The organism is uncultured Salinisphaera sp. (assembly GCF_964012375.1).
Taxonomy (GTDB): domain Bacteria; phylum Pseudomonadota; class Gammaproteobacteria; order Nevskiales; family Salinisphaeraceae; genus Salinisphaera.
In genome coordinates this window covers 24,864-42,701 of sequence record NZ_CAXGSH010000003.1, presented here as the reverse complement: position 1 = coordinate 42,701, position 17,838 = coordinate 24,864, and the positions used below count along the sequence as shown (strand labels likewise).

The window sequence follows — 17,838 nt, the reverse complement described above, 5'->3', positions numbered from 1 at the left end:
CGACATGGGGCAAAAACGCAGACGGAAAGTCCGCATGCTAGATCGACAATTTCTGTAGACGGCGTTTGCGACCGTAGACGAGATTGGCGATCGCACGGGTACCGACGATGGCCGTGAACATCGACGTGATGATGCCCAGCGACAGGGTTACGGCAAAGCCCTTGATCGGCCCGGTGCCGAAACCGAACAGCACGACCGCCGCGATCAGCGTGGTGACGTTGGCGTCGGCAATCGAAGAAAACGCCTTGTCGTAGCCGGATTTGATCGCCGACTGGGGCGTGTTGCCGGCATCGAGCTCTTCACGTATTCGCTCGAAGATCAGTACGTTGGCGTCGACCGCCATACCCACGGTGAGCACGATGCCGGCAATGCCCGGCAGCGTGAGGGTGGCCTGCAGCAGCGACAGCAGCGCCACGATGAGCACGAGATTCATCATCAGCGCGGCGTTGGCGAACAGGCCGAAGCCGCGGTAGTAAACGGTCATGAACACGATCACAAGCAGAAAGCCCACGATCACGGCTAGACGCCCCTGGGCGATGTTGTCCGCACCCAGGCTCGGACCGATGGTGCGTTCTTCGACGATGTTCACGGGCGCGGCCAGCGCGCCGGCGCGTAGCAGCAGGGCCAGGTCGTGGGCTTCGCCACGTTCCAGGCCGGTGGTCTGGAAACGCTTGCCGAAAGCGCTGCGAATATTCGCCACGCTGATGACTTCCTCGACCTTCTTGCGTTCGCGGATCTCCTCGCCGTTCTCGTAGCGCGTGTCGATCCGGTTTTCGATGAACAACACCGCCATCGGGTCGCCAACATGGGCGGAGGTGGTATCGAACATCTTGCTGGCGGCCTGGCCGTCGAGGGTGACGAACACGGCCGGGCTACCCGACTGCTGATCGAATCCCGAGGAGGCATCCACGAGCTGATCGCCCGAGGCGATCACGTCCTGCTCGAGCAGAATCGGGCGGCCGTCGCGGGTGTGATAAAGCTCGGTGCCGGCGGGTATGTTGCCGGTGCGTTCTGCCGCCTGGGCGTCCTGGCCCTGGGCGACGAGACGGTATTCCAGGGTCGCGGTCTTGCCGAGCAGGCGCTTAGCTTCGGCGGTGTCCTGTACGCCCGGCAGTTCGACGACGATACGCGACTCGCCCTGGCGCTGGACCAGCGGTTCGGCCACGCCCAGCTCGTTAACGCGATTACGCAGGGTGGTGAGGTTCTGCTGCAGCGCGAAGTCGGCGATGCGTTTCTGTTCGGTTTCGGTCAGGGTGGCGACGAGCGTGTTGTCGGCGTCCGGCGCCTCGTTGAAGCGCAGCACGTCGAACTCGCTGGCGAGCGCATCGGAGGCTTCATCCATGACCTGGGCATTGGGGAACTGCAGCCGTACCGAGTCGCCCTCGCGCGATGCGCGGCTGTAGCGAATGGATTCGTCGCGCAGAAAACGCGGAATGTCGCGCGCATAGCGGTCGTAGGTCTCGTTGAAGACCGTTTCCATATCCACTTCAAGCAGGAAATGCACGCCACCGCGCAGGTCCAGGCCCAGCGCCATCGGCTCGGCGCCGACGGCACGCAGCCAGTCGGGCGTGCTCGGTGCCAGGTTCAGGGCCACCGTGTAATCGTTGCCCAGCTGACGCTTGAGCACGCCGGCGGCCCGCAGCTGCGCTTCCGTACTCGGGTAGAGCGCGAGCAGGCGCCCGTCTTCGAGGGTAATGTCCTCGGGGGCCACGTCGGCATCGGTAAGCGTGCTGCGCACCCGCTGTACCAGGGCCGGGGTCGCGGCCTCACCCTCGGCGTTGGACACCTGAACCGCCGGCTGCTCGCCGTAGAGGTTGGGCAACGCATACAGCACGCCTGCCGCGAGCACGAGCAGCAGCAGGAGATATTTCCATAATGGGTAGCGATTCATAGGGCCCCGATCAACGGTCTACAGCGGGCGACGGCCGCACTGGGCGGGCAGGCGTGTCGATACCGCCGCGAAAATACGCTTACAGCGAGTCCAGCGTGCCTTTGGGTACAACACTGGCCACGGCGTTTTTCTGGATGCGAATCTCCACGCCTTCCGACACTTCCACCACGATGAAGTTTTCACCGACCTGGCGGATCTTGCCGGCCACGCCACCCGAGGTGACGACCTCGACGCCCTTGTCCAGGCTTTCGAGCAGCTTCTTGTGTTCTTTCTGGCGCTTCATCTGCGGGCGGATGATCATGAAATACATGAACACGAAGAAAAGCCCGACCATGATCAGGGTGGGCATGATGCCGCCCGCCTGGCCGCCCGCCTGCGCATAGGCCGGCGAAATCAGAAAATCCATAATTTACCTCGATTGAAAACGGAGGTTGGCGCGTGCGCGCTCGACCGAGCGGCGTAGTATGCCACAGCAGTCGGGGCCTTCAGGACACGAGTTATACAAAGCCACGCCGGCCAGGGCGTGTCGTCATGAGATATGACGACACACCCTAGACCCCGTAACCGAAATAGGCCGCCTGCGCGGTCCCCGAACCCTCGGGTCCGGTAAAGAACTCGCGCATGAACGCTTCGTAGCGATCCGATTCGATCGCCGTGCGAATACGCTGCATAAGCGTCTGATAGTAATACAGGTTATGCCAGGTATTCAGGCGCGCGGCGAGAATTTCGCCACAGCGATAGAGGTGATGCAGATAGGCGCGGCTGTAGTTCTGACAGGTGGGGCAACCGCAGTTGGCGTCGAGCGGCCCGGTATCGTGCTTGTGTACGGCGTTCTTGATCTTGACCACCCCTTGCGAGGTAAACAGGTAGCCGTTGCGGGCGTTGCGGGTGGGCATCACGCAATCGAACATGTCGATCCCGAACGACACCGCGGCCACCAGATCCGAGGGCGTGCCCACGCCCATCAGATAACGCGGATAGTCCGCGGGCGTGACCGGCAGCACGCCTTCGAGCACGGCGGCCTTGTCGTCCCAGGCCTCGCCTACCGAGACACCGCCGATGGCATAGCCGTCGAAACCGATATCCACCAGCGCGGCCATCGACTCGGCGCGCAGATCCGCGAACACGCTGCCTTGATTGATGCCGAAAAGCAGGTTGGCGCTGTCGCCGTGGGCGGCCCGACAGCGCGCGGCCCAGCGCATGGACAGCTGCATCGAAGCCGCGGCATCCTGCTTGGGCACCGGGTAGTCCGTACACTCGTCCAGGCACATGACGATATCCGAGTTCAGCGCGTGCTGAACTTCGATCGAACGTTCCGGCGACAGATACTGGCGCGAGCCGTCCAGCGGCGAACGAAACGCGACACCGTCCTCGGTGAGTTTGCGCATTTCCGCCAGGCTCCACACCTGAAACCCACCCGAGTCGGTGAGGATCGGCTTGTCCCAGTGCATGAAGCCGTGCAGGCCGTCATGCTGCTCGATAATCTCGGTACCCGGGCGCAGCATTAAATGGTAGGTGTTGCCGAGCACGATTTGCGCGCCGAGGCTTTCGAGTTCCTCTGGCGTCATACCCTTCACCGTGCCGTAGGTGCCCACCGGCATGAAGGTGGGGGTGTCCACCACCCCGTGCGGCAGGGTGAGGCGCGCGCGACGCGCGGCGCCGGATTGGTTAAGCAGGTTTAGCATGGCCGCGCAGTTTAGACACGCCAACGCATGCCGTCGACGGCTGGGCCTACGGTAATCGTCAAATTGAGTCCGTACCCGCGCTGGCTCTACACTGGCGCCTTTCGTCGCGCGCTCAGGGATAAGATGTTCATCGTTCGTAACTCGGGCCGAAGCCGGTCGTCGTCCGGCCGGGTGGTCGCGACAGCGCTCATGGCCTGCCTGCTCTTCATCGCCCTGCCGGCCAATGCGGCATCCTATCTCGATTCGTTGCGGTCGCTGTCCAGCCAGGCCCAGGTCAGCGCCATGGTGATCCGCCTCGACGACATGGCGGTCATCGACGAGATCAACGCCGACCAGCGGCTCACGCCGGCGTCGGTCAGCAAGCTCTTCGCCGCGGCCGCGGGGCTCGAGCAGTTCGGCCCGGCCCATCGCTTCACGAGCCGCTTCAAGAGCAGCGGCAGCGTCTCCGGCAATACCCTCAACGGCAACCTGGTGTTCGTGGGCGGCGGCGATCCGGCGCTCGACAATGCCCGCCTGTGGCGGCTGATCAACGGCCTGCGGGAACGCGGGATTACCCGGGTCAACGGCGACCTGGTGGTCGACGACGGTCTGTTCGGCACCGTCCCGTGCCTGACCAAGGATCGCTGCGATGCCCAGCGCGTGGCCTCGCATGCCTACAGCGCGCCGCTGTCGTCGGCAGGGGTGAACTTTGCCACCGTGCAGACCAACGTCTATGCCGGCGAACGCGCCGGCGACCCGGCCCGGGTCGCGCTGTTGCCACGCGGTCTGACCGGCTACCGCATCGCCAATGATGTCAGCACCACTCTGCCCGGTACGCGTCCGAGCCTGAGTGTCTGGCGCAGCTACGACAACGGCATGTCCACCCTGCACCTACGCGGCTCGGTGCCGATGGGCACCGGCCCTTACAAGGTCCATCGCGCAGTCACCGGGCCCGCCGAGGATACCGCGCGCGTGCTCTCGGCCATGCTCGCCGACATGGGCATCACCGTGACCGGCAGCACGCGCGTACAGGGCAATGCCGGCAACGGCGAAACACTCGCACAGGTAGAAAGCGAAACGCTGGCCGAGCAGCTGATTCCGCTCATGGCCTATTCCAACAACTACATGGCGGATGTGCTCACGCTCGATCTCGCCGCCGACAGCGGCTACAACCGGCCGCTCACCCTGCCGCTGGCCTCCCAGTCGCTGGAAGCGCTCGCCGATCGCGCGCTGCGCGAAAGCTTCCCCATGCAGGCCAATGCCGGCAACGGTGCCCTTCTCGACAGCGGCAGCGGTCTGGCGGTGAGTAACAAGCTGTCGGCACGGGACCTGGTGGCCCTGCTGTCGTATATGTACCGGCAGCCGTCGTTGTTCCCGGCGTTCTACGGCAGTATCCCGGTGCCGCTTTCGGCGCCATCGCGCACGCTCAAGCAGGGCAACTTCGACTGGCTCACGCGTATCAACGCCAAGACGGGCACGCTCAGCGAACCGGTCACGGTGCGCGCGCTGGCCGGCTATTTCCGTCTGCAGAACGGCGGCTACGGCGCCTTCGCCTTCGTCATCAACGGCACCTCGGCTCGGCCGTCGCTGAGCTATCGCCAGACGGTAACCGCGTATCAAACCGATATGGAATCGATTCTCGCCGATTATTGAGCGCGTTCAGCACGGCCATGCATTGGTCACATGCCGCGACAGCGGTATACTGCGCGCCCATCACCTGCCCGGGTGGCGGAACTGGTAGACGCGCCGGACTCAAAATCCGGTTCTGGCAACAGAGTGCGAGTTCGATTCTCGCCCCGGGCACCATCGCTCCCGCGCGCACGCCTTCATGTGCGCCGCCCTGATCGGTCGATTTGCGCGACGAGCTCCGCGCTGACCTCGACGCGGCATCACGCCTGTCTGCGCCCATGCATTCCGTTTTTCAGCGGACCGGGCACACACCGCATATCCGGCGACACGCACCATGGACATACCGACCGCGATCGCAAGCTTTGCTTTAGCTGCCGGGTTGATGACCCTCACGCCCGGCATCGACACCGCGCTGGTGCTACGCACGGCCGCCGTCGACAACGCCCGCGATGCGCTATACGCGGCGATCGGCATCGTGGCCGGGGTTTTCGTCTGGGGACTGGTGGCGGCCTGCGGTCTGGGCGCGCTGCTCGCGGTGTCCGATAGCGCGTATCGCCTCGTCAAGTTCGCGGGGGCGGCCTATCTCGTCTGGCTTGGCGTCGGCATGCTGCGTTCGGCCATGACCGGCCACGAGCGTGGCGAGGGCACTTCCGGCACGAGTCCCCGCGAGCGCGGCCAATCGGCGCGCGGCTGGCTGCTGCGCGGCCTGGGCACGAACCTGCTCAACCCCAAGGTGGGCGTGTTCTACGTGAGCTTTCTGCCGCAGTTCATGCCGGCAGGCGTCGACGTCGTGGCTTTCAGCACGCTATTGGCCGCGATCCATGCGGTATTGACCCTGGCTTGGTTCGTACTGCTGATCGCGGCCACGCGCCCCTTTGCCCGTGCGCTGGCAAAGCCGTCCGTCACACGCTCGCTCGATGGCATCACCGGCACGGTGATCATCGGCTTCGGGCTGCGGCTGGCGCTTTCACCCTCGGCACGCTGAAGCGCGTTCAGACCGCCAGGTCGGCGCCGCGGCGGGCCGGGGAATCCTTTTCCTCGGCTCTCGGGAACAGGGCCACGCCGACGGTAATCGGCCCCAGGCGGCCGATGAACATCATGGCGATCACGACCCATTTGCCGGCCGCGCTGAGTTCGGCCGTGGCGCCCAGGCTTAGACCGACGGTACCGATCGCCGAGGCCGATTCGAACATGAGCATCAGAAAGTCCTGATCCTCGACCAGCATGAGCGCGGCCATGCCGACAACGAGCGCGCCGATATAGAAGCCCGCCGCTGCCACCGCCATATGAATGCGCCGACGGCTGATCGTCTCGCCCAGCAGCCGGATCGAGTCGCGGCCGGCCAGCGCGCCGCGTACCGCGCCGTAGAAGATCGCCACCGTGGTCGACTTGATACCGCCGCCCGTGCCGGACGGTGAGGCGCCCATGACCATGGCGACCAGAAGCAGCAGGATCGATGCCGAGCCCAGGTTCGCGATCGGCACCGTATCGAAGCCGACCGTGGTCATCGCCGTCATCACCTGGAAGAACGCCGCCAGCACCCGCTCATCCCACGGCATTTCGGCCAGATGGGCGTCGGTGATTGCGATCGACACGGTACCGATCAGCGCCAGCCAGAACGTCACGCGCAGAATGATGCCCGAGGTCAGCGACGGACCACGCCGGCGCGTGATCCAGCGCCACCAGTCGCTCATGACGATGAAGCCGATTGCACCCAGATAACTCAGGCTGGCAACCACAATGACGATGCCGGCGTTCGCGCGATAGTCTTCAAGGCTGGTATCGAACAGGCTGAAGCCCGCAGTACAAAACGCCGACACCGCGTGAAAGACCCCGTTCCAGACCGGATCGGGCGTGCCTGCCTGTGCAAACAGCGCGATCAACAGCACCGCACCGATGCATTCGATGGCCAGCGTGAACAGCACCACCGCCCGGATGAAGGCGCCTACGTTCATATCGCGCGGCAATACGAACGCGCTGCGCGCCACGCCTTGATGCATGGCGTCCAGGCGTTGGCGCAATGCCAGGATCACGAACGAGCCCAGCGTCATGTAGCCGATACCGCCGAGCTGGATCAGCCCGAGAATGGTCAGCTCGCCGAAAAAGCTGTAGCTACCCGACGGACTGATGGACACCAGCCCGGTCGTGGATACGGCCGAGGTCGCCGTGAACAGATGGTCGAGCCAGGACAGGCCGGTACGTTCGTGCGCGAACGGCATGCATAACAGGGCAAAGCCGCAGGCCACGTAGAAGGCGTAACCCCAGAGCACCAGCGTGACCGGGCGGCGACGGCGCACGAACGCGGGAAGACGTAACGACCAGATCTTCAAGTAAGAAACAGGAGACCGATTTGGCGAACGCTAATAATTAAGCACAAACCGCAACGGCGCGCTACCGCTAGCGAAGATAAAGCATGTAGTAGGCGCCAAAGCCCGCGGCAACCAGCGCCAGCACGATCCAGAAATACCGGTTCGAAATGAAGGCGAAAATAAACATCACCACCACAACCGCAAAGCCGGCCATCAACAGGCCTGACCAGCCACCGCCCTGAATCACGTCGATCCAGCCCCTGATTGCGTCCATCGTTCCCCCCGATTGAAATCTACCGGCCGCCCCCTGGCCGGCCGTACCCTGTCGATCTTATACAATGAAGCGCGCGGCGCGGATAGCGCCGATCGTTTTGTACCCAGAGCCCAACCGAATGCACATCGACGAACAACTGCTGACCGACTGCCATGTACTGGGCAGCCTTGAGCGGGCGAGCGTTCTACTCCACCGCAACGCCGCCGTCGGCTGGCTGATACTGGTCGTGGATACAGCCGCCATCGACTGGCACCAGCTCGATGACGACGAACACGCGCGCGTTAGCGCCCAGGTGCGCGCCCTCTCACGCTTCGTGGCCGGCGAATTCGAGGCCGACAAGCTCAACGTGGCGACCCTGGGCAATCAGGTTGCCCAGATGCATATCCACGTTATTGCCCGCCACCAGAACGACCCCTGCTGGCCGCGCCCGGTCTGGGGGAATCTCGATAAATCCAGCGACTACAGCCCGACCATGATCGCCACGCTACGCGATCGCCTGGCGGGCGACCTGGGCCTCGATCCCGCGGGGCTGGCATGAGCGCATCGAGCATCGAAACGCTGGAAATGCGTATCGCCTATCAGGACGCCACCATCGAACAGCTCAGCGATCTGGTCTATGCCCAGAGCCGAGAAATCGATCGTCTTAACGCGCGATACGAACAGCTCGAATCGCGTATGGGCGCGCTGGCAGAGTCCGAAGGCGGCGACGTCCCGAACCTGGACGAAACGCCGCCGCACTACTAGGCGTTCGCGATCGCGACTAGAACTGGATACGACCGCCGCCGCCCTGCTGGCCGCCACCAAAGCCGCCCTGGCCACCGCCGTAGCCGCCCTGGCCCGGCACCTGGATCTGCTGGCTTTGCTGGCGCTGCATTTCCTTGAGTTCCTCGATCGCGCGTTCGGCCGCGGCGTTGACCGCATCCGGGAACTGATCGATCGCGCCCGCCAGCGTGTCGGCTTCGAGTTCGAACGACAGCGGCAGGCTGCCGGCCGGCGTCATCAGGCTGGCCGAGCCTTCGTAGCGGGTTTCGCGCGAGCTGTCGTCGTCGCCTTCCTTGGTCACGGGCACCAGGCGGCGGATGCTGCCGACTTTAAGATCTGTGAAAGACTCTTCGCGATAGAGACTGTCGGCATCGACCTGGATCTCGGGCATTTCGTTTTCGGCCATGACGGTTTCCTTGGAACGTCAAAAAACAATAACGCCAAGGATAACAGCGCGCAGCGACAAGGCTAAGCGCCGGCCTCGAACGCGCCGCTACTTGAGCGCCTCTGCGTTCTGAAAGGCAGAGGCGATTCGTGTCTGCAACTCCTGCTTGAACGCCTCGCGCAGCTTTTCGCGGGCACGCGTCACGTCCGGCCCCTGGACCAGCGTCTGTTGCAAGCCGTTGTAGATGGAAAACGTCTGCGGGCCGCCGTCGCCTTCGTTGGCCGTACGCAGCAGCTCGGTCGATGCGGCCACGGCCGCGGTCACGCCGGTGTCGTCTTCCTGCTGATGCACGATATACATGATGCGCAGCACGCGCACGCCGGCAGGCAGGTCCTCGCCGGCCATGCGAATCGTGGCCTGGCGTGCATCGGACAGAGCCTCGCGGGCCAGCGAGGTGACCAGCTCTTCGGGCAGCATGGAGTAGCGCGCATCGGCCACCGGCACGATATCCAGATAGACCGGGCGCTGGGGCGGCGTATCGTCGGCGCTCGCCTGGTCACCGGCGTTCGGGTTTTGGTTCTGGGCAAAGGCGTGCGACGCAAACAGGCACAGGCACACAGCCAGATACGAGACAAGCCGCAAGGCAGGAAAAAATCGGCCGTTCATGGTTTGATTCTCACTATCGATCACGCGAAAAAGCATCAGCCAGTATTGCGCATACCGGCCGCGATCGCGTTGATCGAACGCAACACGGGGTCGAGCCATACGCGATCGCCGCCTTCACGATAACGCGTGAGCGCGGTGATCTGAATATGGTTGAGCGGGTCGAGATAGGGCCGGCGCCGGTCCAGCGAACGTTTGAGCACCGCATCGTCGTCCAGCAGCTCGGCCTCGCCGGTGATTGCGAGTATACGCTCGACGGCACGATCGTATTCGCTGCGGATGGCCTCGAATATCGCGGCCTGCTCGGGCACAAGCTCGGCATAGGTGGCCGCGATGGGCATGTCGGCCTTGGCCAGCGACATCTGCACGCTGTCGATGATGGTGCGGAAATACGGCCAGTCGCGATAGAGCGCCACCAGCTCGTCGTTGTCGATACCGGCATCGGCCAGGGCCGTGCCCACGCCGAGCCAGCCCGGCAGGGTATGGCGTGACTGTGCCCAAGCAAACACCCAGGAAATGGCGCGAATCGAGGATTTGCCGCGGACCGCCTTGCGATGACCGGGGCGCGAGCCGATGTTCAACGCGCCGATTTCTGCGGTGGGCGTGGCGGCATAGAAATAATCGAAGAAGCCGTCGGTATCCTCGGTCAGGCGCCGATAGAATGCTTCGCCGGTATCCGACAGCGACGCGGCGATACGCGAGTGATCGGTATCGTCGGTAGCAAACCCGCTGGCCTTGAGCGTGCCGGTGATACCAAGGGTGAGCTCGTGGACCGCGGTTTCCGGGTTGCTGTACTTGGCGAAGATCATTTCGCCCTGCTCGGTGAACTTGATACGCGAGCGCACCGTGCCCGGCGGCTGCGACACGATGGCCTGATGGGTGGGCCCGCCGCCACGGCCGACGGTGCCGCCACGACCGTGAAACAGCAGGCTGTCGACGTCGTGCTTGTCGCACACGGCCACCGCCAGCTGCTGGGCTTTGTAGAGCTGCCAGCGCGACGCCATGATGCCGCCATCCTTGCAGGAGTCGGAATAGCCCAGCATGACTTCCTGACGGCGCGTGCCGTCGTGGGCCTGGGCCTCCAGGAAGGCGCGGTAGGCCGGCTGGCCCAGCAGGCCGTCCAGCACCGGCTCGATATGTTCCAGATCGGCCACCGTTTCAAACAGCGGCGCGATCGCCAGCGGCGGCGTGCCGGCGCCCGGCTCATAAACCCCCGTGGCACGCATGAGCCAGAGCAGCGCCAGCATGTCCGAGACATTGTGCGTCATCGAGATCACGTAGCTGCCGAAGGCATCGACGCCCAGCGTGCGGGTGAATTCACGCACCACCGCCAGGCTTTCGAGCGTATGGCCGACGTCCGCCGAGACATCGACCCGGGCCACTTCGGGCACCTCGTCGACGGCGAGCTGGGCGGCGAGCAGCTCGGTACGCGCGCCGTCGTCGAGCGATTCGTAGTCCGCACAGATATCCAGCGCGGCAAACAGCTCGTGAATACACTGGGTATGACGGGTGGATTCCTCACGCAGATCGAGCCGGGCCAGATGAAAGCCGAAGGTCTGCACCAGCCGCTGCAGGTCTTTTATCTCGTCGTCCGCGATGGCCTGGTCGCCGTGACCGGCCAGCGATTCGCGCATGATGCGCAGCTCGTCGACCAGCTCGGCTGCGCTGTCGTAGGCCAGCGGACTGCGCTCGCTGCGTTCGGCGCGCAGGCGCAGCTCGGTCTGCAGCTGATCGACCATGGCCGAAATACGCTGGCGCATCAGATAGAGCTTGCGCCGATAGGGTTCGGCCGCGAAACGTTCCGCGCGTACGCCGGTATGTGCGGCAATGCGTTGTTCGTCGTCGGCCAGGCTTTGCCAGAACGTATCGCTGGGCGTGCACCAGCGCGCAGAAAACGACAGCCGGCTGGCCAGATGATCGATCCGGCGCAGGTATTCGGAGAGCACCTCGCGGGCCTGCATGCGCAGCGCGTAGCGGGTTTCGCGCGCGGTGACATAGGGATTGCCGTCGCGATCGCCGCCGATCCAGGAGCCGAAATCCAGCACTGTCGGCGGCTCGACGCGTTCGCCGTAGGCGTTGAACAGCGCGCGTTCCAGGTTGCGATAGATCACCGGCACGCTGGAGAACAGCGACGCCCGGAAATAATAGAGGCCGTTGCGAATCTCGTCGGCCACGGTCGGGCGCGAGCCGCGCAGCTCCTCGGTCTTCCAGAGCACCTGAATGTTCTGGCGGATATGCTCCTCGATTTCGGCATGACGACGCGCGTCGGGCGTATCGAAGGCCAGTTCGCGAAACCATTCGAACAGCCGGCGCAGGGCATCCAGCACGGCGCGCGGCTTGGCTTCGGTGGGATGGGCAGTGAAAACCGGCATGAACGACAGCCGCTCGAGGCGCGCGAGCGCCTGTTCCAGGCTCACCCCCTCGGCGGCCAGGTCGGTGAAGCTGCGGTTGAACGAACCGATCCACTGCGGGTTGCCCTCGGCCGCCAGCGCGCGCCGGGTACGGTGCGCATGCAGTTCTTCGAGCAGATTGGCCAGGTTGAAATAGATCGCGAAGGCGCGGGTGACCTCGGTCATGGTTTCGGCCGGCAGCCCGGCCACCAGCGCCTGCAGCTCGGCGCGTTTTTGCGCATCGTCGTGCTCGCGCAGCGCGATATAGCCACGCCGCAGCGTTTCCACGGTATCGAACACGCCCTCGCGGGCCTGCGATCGCAGTACGTCGCCCAGCAGCGTGCCGGCAGCGCGTACCTGTGCCCGTAGCGCTTCGTCGTGGGCAGCGACGTCGGTCGCACTCATGGCCGGGTGTTTTTCGTTGATCGACGGATTCATGTTCTCAGCCGTTGCATGGTTCGTGCCGAATCGCAGAATAGCAGCGCACGGATTACCCCTCGTTGTCTGCTAATCTTGCCCGATGCCCAAGCCCATGACGTACTGCCCCAACTGCGGCGCGCCGACCGAATTCAAGATTCCGCCGGGCGACGACCGCAAGCGCAATATCTGCACCGCGACCGGCGAGATCTTCTACGACAATCCGCGCAACGTCGTCGGCTGTATCGTCGAGCACGAAGACAAGATCCTCATGTGCCGCCGGGCGATCGAGCCGCGGCTGGGCTTCTGGACGCTGCCGGCCGGTTTTCTGGAGCTCGGCGAGACCATCTACGAGGGCGCGGCCCGCGAAACCCGCGAAGAAGCCCAGGCCGAGGTGAGCGACGCTGAGCTGTTCGCCATGATCGACGTCACCCATATCGGTCAGGTGCATATCTTCTATCGGGCGCAGCTGTCCGGCAGCCACTACGCGCCCGGCCAGGAAAGCCAGATCGTGACCCTGCAGCGCGAGGACGAAATCGAGTGGTCGCAGCTGGCGTTTCCGACCATTCATCGCGCCCTGTCGCATTATTTCGCCGATCGCGCCCGTGGGCGCTTCGAGCTGCACACCGACAGCCTCGGCGCCGACGACTGGCGCGAAATGAACCTCGATCGCGTGGCGCGCGTACAGGACGGCTCTGCCTGAGGCTGCGCGCGGCTGACCCAGATCAAGGCGCCACATGGCGTGATCGGCTGCAATATCCGGACGCGATCTCCCGCGTTGGTCAGCGGGCGCTCGCACAGCACGGACAGCTGATAAACTGTCGGGTATCTGAGGTTTTTGTTACGAGGCTCGATCCACGATGACGTTCGTTGTCACCGAGAACTGCATCAAGTGCAAGTACACCGACTGCGTGGAAGTCTGTCCGGTCGACTGTTTCCACGAAGGCCCGAACTTCCTGGCCATCGACCCGGAAGAGTGCATCGATTGCACGCTTTGCGAGCCCGAATGCCCGGTCGAGGCGATTCTGTCGGAAGACGATCTGCCGGCCGATCAGGCGCATTTCCTTGAGCTCAACGCCGAACTGGCCGCCAAGTGGCCGGTGATCACCGAGATCAAGGACGCCCCGGCCGACGCCGACGAATGGGCCGACAAGCCGGACAAGCTCAAGCTGCTCGAGCGCTAGTTATCCGCCGGTGGCGCGCTCGCCGGCCTCTATGAGGTCGATATAGGCGCCGTCGACCAGCGCGTTCGGCTCGATTTCAAGCTGTTGCATGAGCTGGCGGGCTTCGGCCTCGCCGGTTTCGCTCGCCTCTTCGGGCGCGAGCACCACCTCCAGCTCCATGTACTCGCCCAGCCCGGCGACATGGTCGAGATGAATACGCGTGCGCCCGACCAGATAAAGCGTGCGGGTCTTTATGACTTCGCCGCGCAGGCCGTTCGCCCGTTCCAGCACGCGCCGCAGGCTGTTCGGGTCGGCCACCGGACTGCGCTCGTATTCGCTGGCTTTCGGCCCCGCCGTATCCACACGGCGATAGAAGATCAGTTCCCCCTCGCCGTTATCGAAGCAGCGCAGTTTGAGCCGCGCCTGTGCGCAGTTGAAGAATATATCGTGCTGCTCGATACGCCACGGCCCCTCGTCGGCGAGCTCTGCCACGCGCGCTTTGAGCGCTTCGGCATCGGCGACCCGCGCCTTGATCTCGATATTGCATGCCATCGGTTCAGCCTCGTGGGTGGTGTTCGGCGTGCAGCGCCTGCAATCGAGCGCGTGCCACATGGGTATAGATCTGGGTGGTGGACAGATCGGCATGGCCGAGCAGCATCTGCACGGCCCTCAGATCCGCCCCGTGGTTGAGCAGATGCGTGGCAAAGGCATGGCGTAGCGCATGCGGCGATATGTCGCGGCGTACCCCGGCCTGCTCGGCATAGCCGCGAATCCGGTGCCAGACGTTCTGGCGCGTCATGCCCCCGCCGCGCCCGGTCACGAACAGGGCATCGCTCTGGTTCGCGCCCAGCAGAATGCCGCGGGCTTCGCGCATGTACTGCTCCAGCCATTCGACCGCCGCCAGGCCCAGCGGCACCAGCCGCTCGCGCCCGCCCTTGCCGGTCACGCGGATCACGCCCTGACGCGTGTTCACCTGGGCGCGGGTCGCGCCGACCAGCTCCGAAACCCGCAGGCCTGCGGCATACATGAGCTCCAGCATGGCGCGGTCGCGCAGGCCGATATCGCTATCGGTATCCGGCGCCCGGAGCAACGCCTCCACATCGGCTTCGGTGAGTGTTTTGGGCAGGCGTCGGCCCTGGGTGGGCATATCGATGAGCGCGGTGGGGTCTTCGTCGATCGCGTTCGCGCGCAGCTGGTAACGATAGAACTGGCGCAGGCTCGACAACAGCCGTGCTGCGCTGCGCGGGCTCGAGCCCGGCGTGTTGCGCGCGGCCAGATAACTTTGTAGATCGCCGCGCTGTGCCTTCACCAGAGGTGTGCGTTGATCCAGCCACTTGGCGAAATGGGCCAGATCGTTGCGATAGGCGCCCAGCGTGGCATCGGACAGCCCGCGTTCGGCCCAGAGCCCGTCGATAAAGGATTCGATGACCCGGGCGGTGTCGTCGTCGAGCGCGTCGATAGCAGCCATGGTGAGAAGCGTATAATAAATGGGTTTTAAAGCACGAGATGTTGCATGGCTGATACTGGTTTTACGGCCGACCGCGCCGCCGGCCCGCGCGCGCGCTACGACGCCGATCTCGAGCGCGAGGATTTCGTCCGCGATCCCGAACAGGAAAAGGCGGTCGACGCGCTGCAATCGATCCACGAGGCGCTGCTCGACAACCCCACCAGCAAACGCCTGTTCGGCAAGGACAAACGTGAACCGGTCAAGGGCCTCTACCTATGGGGCGGCGTCGGTCGCGGCAAGACCTATCTGATGGACTGCTTCTTCGAGAACCTGCCCTTCGAGGAAAAATCGCGGCTGCATTTTCATCGCTTCATGCAGAAGGTGCACGAGGCGCGAAAGAAATACGCGAACAAGTCCGACCCGCTCAAGCTCATCGCCAAGGAATGGGCCAGCGACCGCGTGCTGTGCTTCGACGAGTTTTTCGTCTCGGACGTGGCCGATGCCATGATCCTCGCCCGCCTGACCGAAGAGCTGTTCGAGCGCGGCGTGACGCTGGTCACCACTTCCAACGTGGATCCGGACGATCTGTACAAGGACGGGCTGCAGCGCGAGCGCTTCAAGCCGGCGATCGAGCGCATCAAAAAGTACTGCACGGTCATGCATCTCGAAGACGGCACCGATTATCGGCTGGATCGTATCGACGAAGCCGCGACCTACCAGACGCCCACCGGCGACGAAGCCGACGCGGTGCTGGCCAGCCATTTCGAACGCCTGGCCACCGGCCGCGATGTCGAAGGCGGCAACGTAAAGATCCTGGGCCGCAAGATTCCGGTATTGCGTCGCGCCGACAGCGCGGTCTGGTTCGATTTCGAGGATCTGTGCCGCGGCAATCGCTCGGCCAACGACTATATCGAGATGGCGCGCGAATACTCGACCATCATGGTTTCGAACGTGCCCGTATTCGACGACAACGAAAACAACGCCGCACGACGCTTCATCAACGCCGTCGACGAATTCTACGACCGCCGCGTGAACCTGTTCTGTACCGCCGCGGCCGAACCGGACGACCTGTATCAGGGCACGCGGCTGGAATTCGAGTTCGAACGCACGGCGAGCCGCCTGCACGAAATGAGTTCAAGCGAGTATCTCGGCGAGCCGCACCGCACCTGAGGCACGGCGCGGCCCGCCGGCTGATACGAATCAGCCGGGTTCGCGTCGCGCCAGCATCGAGGTCGACAATAAGCTCATCACCACCACATCGTCCTGATTACGCGTTTCGACCTCGAACTGCACCAGCCCCATTTCGGGGCGCGATTCGGACAGGCGCTTGCTGGCCACCGTGACCTGCGCGGTGAGCTGGTCGTCCGGGTAGACCGGCTTGCGCCAGCGCAGGTTTTCGAAGCCGGGCGAGCCGAGGCTGGCCAGCGGCTCGTCACGGCCGGTCATCATAAGCCGCATGGTCAGTGCCGCGGTATGCCAGCCGGAGGCGGCCAGGCGCCCGAAATAAGTCTTCGCCGCGCCCTCGTCGCTCAAATGAAACGGCTGCGGGTCATAGCGTTTGGCGAACGCGATCATCTCATCCGCGCTGGCGCTGGTCGGGCCCAGTTCCACCGTATCGCCTACATACAGATCTTCGTAATGAATCATGCCGACGCGTCCTCGGCTTCGCGCCGTGCGAACAAACCGTTCGAGGCGATATCGCAGACCACCTCGTCGTGCTGGTTGAGCACTTCGAAGCGGTTTTTCACCAGCCCCATCTCCGAGCGGCTTTCCAGCACGCGCTTGGATAGCGCTTGCTGACGTACCGACAGCGTATCGCCGGCATAGACCGGTTTGAGCCAGCGCACCTGATCCACGCCGGGCGAGCCCAGCGAGGCCGCGTCCAGCAACAGGTGATCCACCAGTAGCCGCATGAAGATCGAACAGGTCAGAAGCCCGGGCGCGGTCAGCGCGCCGTAGGGGCTGTCCTTGGCGGCTTCCGGATCGGTATGAAACGGCAGCGGATCGTAGGCCTTGGCGAATTCGATGATCTCGGCTTCGGTCACCTCATAGGCGCCGTAGCGTTCGGTCTCGCCGACCTCGAAGTCCTCCCAGTAACGCATACGCAATCTCTTGATGGATTATTGCGCAGCACTATACTGCGACGTGTTTGCCGCGCGCGGCTAGCACACGGCTTTCACCAGCGCGCTGCTCGATATATGCGCGCCGAACACGCCGCCTTCGCGCTCGATACCCGCGAGTGTGGCTTCGTGCAACGCGGGCGTGGCCGCACGACAGGCGTCCGAGATCAGCAGCACGTCATAGCCGCGATCGTTGGCCTCGCGCATGGTCGAAGAGACACAGACATCGGTGGTCACGCCGAGCAACCAGAGGTTGCGGATACCGTTGGCGCGCAGGATCTGGTCGAGGTCGGTGGCATGAAAGGCGCCGTTGCCGCATTTGTCGACCACGATCTCGTCGCCGACCGGCGCCATTTCGGCAACCGAGTCCCAGCCCGGCTCGCCGCGTACCAGCAGGCGCCCCAACGGGCCCGCGCTGCCAATCGGCGCGCCCATGGCCTGGGCCCGGGCACGCTTGGTTTCGTTGAGATCGGCCAGATCGGGGCGATGCCCTTCCCGGGTATGGATCACGCGCATGCCCAGCTCACGGGCCAGCATCAATACCTGCGCGGCGGGCGCGACCGCATCACGCAGCTCGCCCGCGTTCTCGCCCAGCGCGGCGAAATAGCCGTCCGGGTCGAGAAAATCGCGCTGCATGTCGATGACCAGCAGCGCGGTATCCACGGCGCACCAGTTGCCGCCCACCGGCCAGGCATACGGGCAGGCGTCGGCCAGCCTCGGCAGC

At 64.2% G+C, this 17,838-nt stretch carries 20 protein-coding genes and 1 tRNA gene; 8 read left to right on the top strand and 13 right to left on the bottom strand.

From position 1 onward, the window contains the following. Positions 1–37 precede the first annotated feature (37 nt). From secD to tgt, 3 genes are all read right to left on the bottom strand, one after another. Positions 38–1,891, bottom strand: a complete 1,854-nt coding sequence (secD, locus tag ABNU97_RS01165; protein ID WP_348764913.1) for a protein translocase subunit SecD — start codon at positions 1,889–1,891, stop codon at positions 38–40. 79 nt (positions 1,892–1,970) lie between these two features. After that, positions 1,971–2,297: a preprotein translocase subunit YajC gene (gene yajC, locus ABNU97_RS01160; RefSeq protein WP_006913368.1), complete on the bottom strand. Its 327-nt coding sequence runs from the start codon at positions 2,295–2,297 to the stop codon at positions 1,971–1,973. 145 nt (positions 2,298–2,442) lie between these two features. After that, complete coding sequence (gene tgt / locus ABNU97_RS01155) at positions 2,443–3,576, bottom strand: tRNA guanosine(34) transglycosylase Tgt (RefSeq protein WP_348764912.1); 1,134 nt, start codon at positions 3,574–3,576, stop codon at positions 2,443–2,445. Positions 3,577–3,699: 123 nt separating this feature from the next. Between tgt and dacB the strand changes: the two genes are divergently transcribed. The 3 genes from dacB to ABNU97_RS01140 all read left to right on the top strand — a co-directional run bounded on the left by dacB (position 3,700) and on the right by ABNU97_RS01140 (position 6,169). Next, positions 3,700–5,208: a D-alanyl-D-alanine carboxypeptidase/D-alanyl-D-alanine-endopeptidase gene (dacB, locus tag ABNU97_RS01150; protein WP_348764911.1), complete on the top strand. Its 1,509-nt coding sequence runs from the start codon at positions 3,700–3,702 to the stop codon at positions 5,206–5,208. A gap of 66 nt (positions 5,209–5,274) precedes the next feature. Next, positions 5,275–5,361, top strand: a tRNA-Leu gene (locus ABNU97_RS01145). Between the two features lie 157 nt (positions 5,362–5,518). Next, positions 5,519–6,169: a LysE family translocator gene (locus ABNU97_RS01140; protein WP_348764910.1), complete on the top strand. Its 651-nt coding sequence runs from the start codon at positions 5,519–5,521 to the stop codon at positions 6,167–6,169. Between the two features lie 7 nt (positions 6,170–6,176). Here the strand turns inward: ABNU97_RS01140 and ABNU97_RS01135 are convergent, their stop codons facing one another. Both ABNU97_RS01135 and ABNU97_RS01130 read right to left on the bottom strand, forming a co-directional pair. Continuing rightward, positions 6,177–7,514 (bottom strand): potassium transporter TrkG, encoded by a 1,338-nt coding sequence (locus ABNU97_RS01135; RefSeq protein WP_348764909.1) that lies wholly within the window; start codon positions 7,512–7,514, stop codon positions 6,177–6,179. Positions 7,515–7,581: 67 nt separating this feature from the next. Continuing rightward, on the bottom strand, positions 7,582–7,767 hold the full coding sequence (locus ABNU97_RS01130; RefSeq protein WP_293624288.1) for a hypothetical protein: 186 nt from the start codon (positions 7,765–7,767) through the stop codon (positions 7,582–7,584). A 118-nt stretch (positions 7,768–7,885) separates the two neighbouring features. Here ABNU97_RS01130 and ABNU97_RS01125 point away from each other — a divergent pair, with 118 nt between their 5' ends. Together ABNU97_RS01125 and ABNU97_RS01120 are read left to right on the top strand one after the other, a co-directional pair. Then, entirely contained in the window at positions 7,886–8,305 is a 420-nt protein-coding gene (locus ABNU97_RS01125; RefSeq protein WP_348764908.1) for an HIT family protein, read from the top strand. Further along, the gene (locus ABNU97_RS01120) at positions 8,302–8,511 is read left to right on the top strand and encodes a SlyX family protein (protein ID WP_348764907.1); all 210 of its coding nucleotides are present in this window, start codon (positions 8,302–8,304) and stop codon (positions 8,509–8,511) included. Before ABNU97_RS01125 ends, ABNU97_RS01120 begins: the two co-directional genes overlap by 4 nt. Positions 8,512–8,527: 16 nt before the next feature. Here the strand turns inward: ABNU97_RS01120 and ABNU97_RS01115 are convergent, their stop codons facing one another. The 3 genes from ABNU97_RS01115 to ppc all read right to left on the bottom strand — a co-directional run bounded on the left by ABNU97_RS01115 (position 8,528) and on the right by ppc (position 12,405). Then, the gene (locus ABNU97_RS01115; protein WP_348764906.1) at positions 8,528–8,935 is read right to left on the bottom strand and encodes a hypothetical protein; all 408 of its coding nucleotides are present in this window, start codon (positions 8,933–8,935) and stop codon (positions 8,528–8,530) included. A gap of 87 nt (positions 8,936–9,022) precedes the next feature. Continuing rightward, on the bottom strand, positions 9,023–9,580 hold the full coding sequence (locus ABNU97_RS01110) for a hypothetical protein (RefSeq protein WP_348764905.1): 558 nt from the start codon (positions 9,578–9,580) through the stop codon (positions 9,023–9,025). Between the two features lie 35 nt (positions 9,581–9,615). Continuing rightward, positions 9,616–12,405 (bottom strand): phosphoenolpyruvate carboxylase, encoded by a 2,790-nt coding sequence (gene ppc / locus ABNU97_RS01105; RefSeq protein ID WP_348764904.1) that lies wholly within the window; start codon positions 12,403–12,405, stop codon positions 9,616–9,618. 94 nt (positions 12,406–12,499) lie between these two features. On the opposite strand from ppc, the gene ABNU97_RS01100 reads away from it, so the two are divergent. Beyond that, entirely contained in the window at positions 12,500–13,087 is a 588-nt protein-coding gene (locus ABNU97_RS01100; protein WP_348764903.1) for an NUDIX hydrolase, read from the top strand. Positions 13,088–13,244: 157 nt separating this feature from the next. Continuing rightward, on the top strand, positions 13,245–13,568 hold the full coding sequence (fdxA, locus tag ABNU97_RS01095) for a ferredoxin FdxA (protein WP_293624302.1): 324 nt from the start codon (positions 13,245–13,247) through the stop codon (positions 13,566–13,568). On the opposite strand, the gene ABNU97_RS01090 is transcribed toward fdxA, so the two are convergent. Then, complete coding sequence (locus ABNU97_RS01090) at positions 13,569–14,099, bottom strand: class IV adenylate cyclase (protein ID WP_348764902.1); 531 nt, start codon at positions 14,097–14,099, stop codon at positions 13,569–13,571. It lies immediately after the preceding gene. 4 nt (positions 14,100–14,103) lie between these two features. Next, on the bottom strand, positions 14,104–15,015 hold the full coding sequence (gene xerD / locus ABNU97_RS01085) for a site-specific tyrosine recombinase XerD (RefSeq protein WP_348764901.1): 912 nt from the start codon (positions 15,013–15,015) through the stop codon (positions 14,104–14,106). 45 nt (positions 15,016–15,060) lie between these two features. Between xerD and zapE the strand changes: the two genes are divergently transcribed. Continuing rightward, positions 15,061–16,164 carry a cell division protein ZapE gene (gene zapE / locus ABNU97_RS01080; RefSeq protein ID WP_348764900.1) on the top strand — a complete coding sequence of 368 codons (1,104 nt, stop codon included), beginning with the start codon at positions 15,061–15,063 and terminating at the stop codon, positions 16,162–16,164. A 30-nt stretch (positions 16,165–16,194) separates the two neighbouring features. Here the strand turns inward: zapE and ABNU97_RS01075 are convergent, their stop codons facing one another. Genes ABNU97_RS01075 through ABNU97_RS01065 form a run of 3 tightly spaced genes read right to left on the bottom strand, consistent with a single transcriptional unit; the run spans position 16,195 to position 17,837 of the window. Then, positions 16,195–16,641 (bottom strand): MaoC family dehydratase, encoded by a 447-nt coding sequence (locus ABNU97_RS01075; protein ID WP_348764899.1) that lies wholly within the window; start codon positions 16,639–16,641, stop codon positions 16,195–16,197. Continuing rightward, the gene (locus tag ABNU97_RS01070; protein WP_348764898.1) at positions 16,638–17,096 is read right to left on the bottom strand and encodes a MaoC family dehydratase; all 459 of its coding nucleotides are present in this window, start codon (positions 17,094–17,096) and stop codon (positions 16,638–16,640) included. The genes ABNU97_RS01075 and ABNU97_RS01070 overlap by 4 nt, the downstream gene beginning before the upstream one ends. 60 nt (positions 17,097–17,156) lie before the next feature. Further along, positions 17,157–17,837, bottom strand: coding sequence for an isochorismatase family cysteine hydrolase (locus ABNU97_RS01065; RefSeq protein WP_348764956.1), 681 nt, complete (start codon positions 17,835–17,837; stop codon positions 17,157–17,159). Position 17,838 lies beyond the last annotated feature (1 nt).

Excerpts from the sequence above, each read along its gene's own strand:
- ABNU97_RS01070 (WP_348764898.1), bottom strand. The coding sequence starts at position 17,096 with ATGCGTTACTGGGAGGACTTCGAGGTCGGCGAGACCGAACGCTACGGC.
- ABNU97_RS01100 (WP_348764903.1), top strand. The coding sequence starts at position 12,500 with ATGACGTACTGCCCCAACTGCGGCGCGCCGACCGAATTCAAGATTCCG.
- fdxA (WP_293624302.1), top strand. The coding sequence starts at position 13,245 with ATGACGTTCGTTGTCACCGAGAACTGCATCAAGTGCAAGTACACCGAC.
- xerD (WP_348764901.1), bottom strand. The coding sequence starts at position 15,015 with ATGGCTGCTATCGACGCGCTCGACGACGACACCGCCCGGGTCATCGAA.
- zapE (WP_348764900.1), top strand. The coding sequence starts at position 15,061 with ATGGCTGATACTGGTTTTACGGCCGACCGCGCCGCCGGCCCGCGCGCG.
- ABNU97_RS01075 (WP_348764899.1), bottom strand. The coding sequence starts at position 16,641 with ATGATTCATTACGAAGATCTGTATGTAGGCGATACGGTGGAACTGGGC.
- ABNU97_RS01125 (WP_348764908.1), top strand. The coding sequence starts at position 7,886 with ATGCACATCGACGAACAACTGCTGACCGACTGCCATGTACTGGGCAGC.
- tgt (WP_348764912.1), bottom strand. The coding sequence starts at position 3,576 with ATGCTAAACCTGCTTAACCAATCCGGCGCCGCGCGTCGCGCGCGCCTC.
- ABNU97_RS01140 (WP_348764910.1), top strand. The coding sequence starts at position 5,519 with ATGGACATACCGACCGCGATCGCAAGCTTTGCTTTAGCTGCCGGGTTG.
- ABNU97_RS01130 (WP_293624288.1), bottom strand. The coding sequence starts at position 7,767 with ATGGACGCAATCAGGGGCTGGATCGACGTGATTCAGGGCGGTGGCTGG.
- ppc (WP_348764904.1), bottom strand. The coding sequence starts at position 12,405 with ATGAATCCGTCGATCAACGAAAAACACCCGGCCATGAGTGCGACCGAC.
- ABNU97_RS01090 (WP_348764902.1), bottom strand. The coding sequence starts at position 14,099 with ATGGCATGCAATATCGAGATCAAGGCGCGGGTCGCCGATGCCGAAGCG.
- ABNU97_RS01120 (WP_348764907.1), top strand. The coding sequence starts at position 8,302 with ATGAGCGCATCGAGCATCGAAACGCTGGAAATGCGTATCGCCTATCAG.
- ABNU97_RS01110 (WP_348764905.1), bottom strand. The coding sequence starts at position 9,580 with ATGAACGGCCGATTTTTTCCTGCCTTGCGGCTTGTCTCGTATCTGGCT.
- yajC (WP_006913368.1), bottom strand. The coding sequence starts at position 2,297 with ATGGATTTTCTGATTTCGCCGGCCTATGCGCAGGCGGGCGGCCAGGCG.
- dacB (WP_348764911.1), top strand. The coding sequence starts at position 3,700 with ATGTTCATCGTTCGTAACTCGGGCCGAAGCCGGTCGTCGTCCGGCCGG.
- secD (WP_348764913.1), bottom strand. The coding sequence starts at position 1,891 with ATGAATCGCTACCCATTATGGAAATATCTCCTGCTGCTGCTCGTGCTC.
- ABNU97_RS01115 (WP_348764906.1), bottom strand. The coding sequence starts at position 8,935 with ATGGCCGAAAACGAAATGCCCGAGATCCAGGTCGATGCCGACAGTCTC.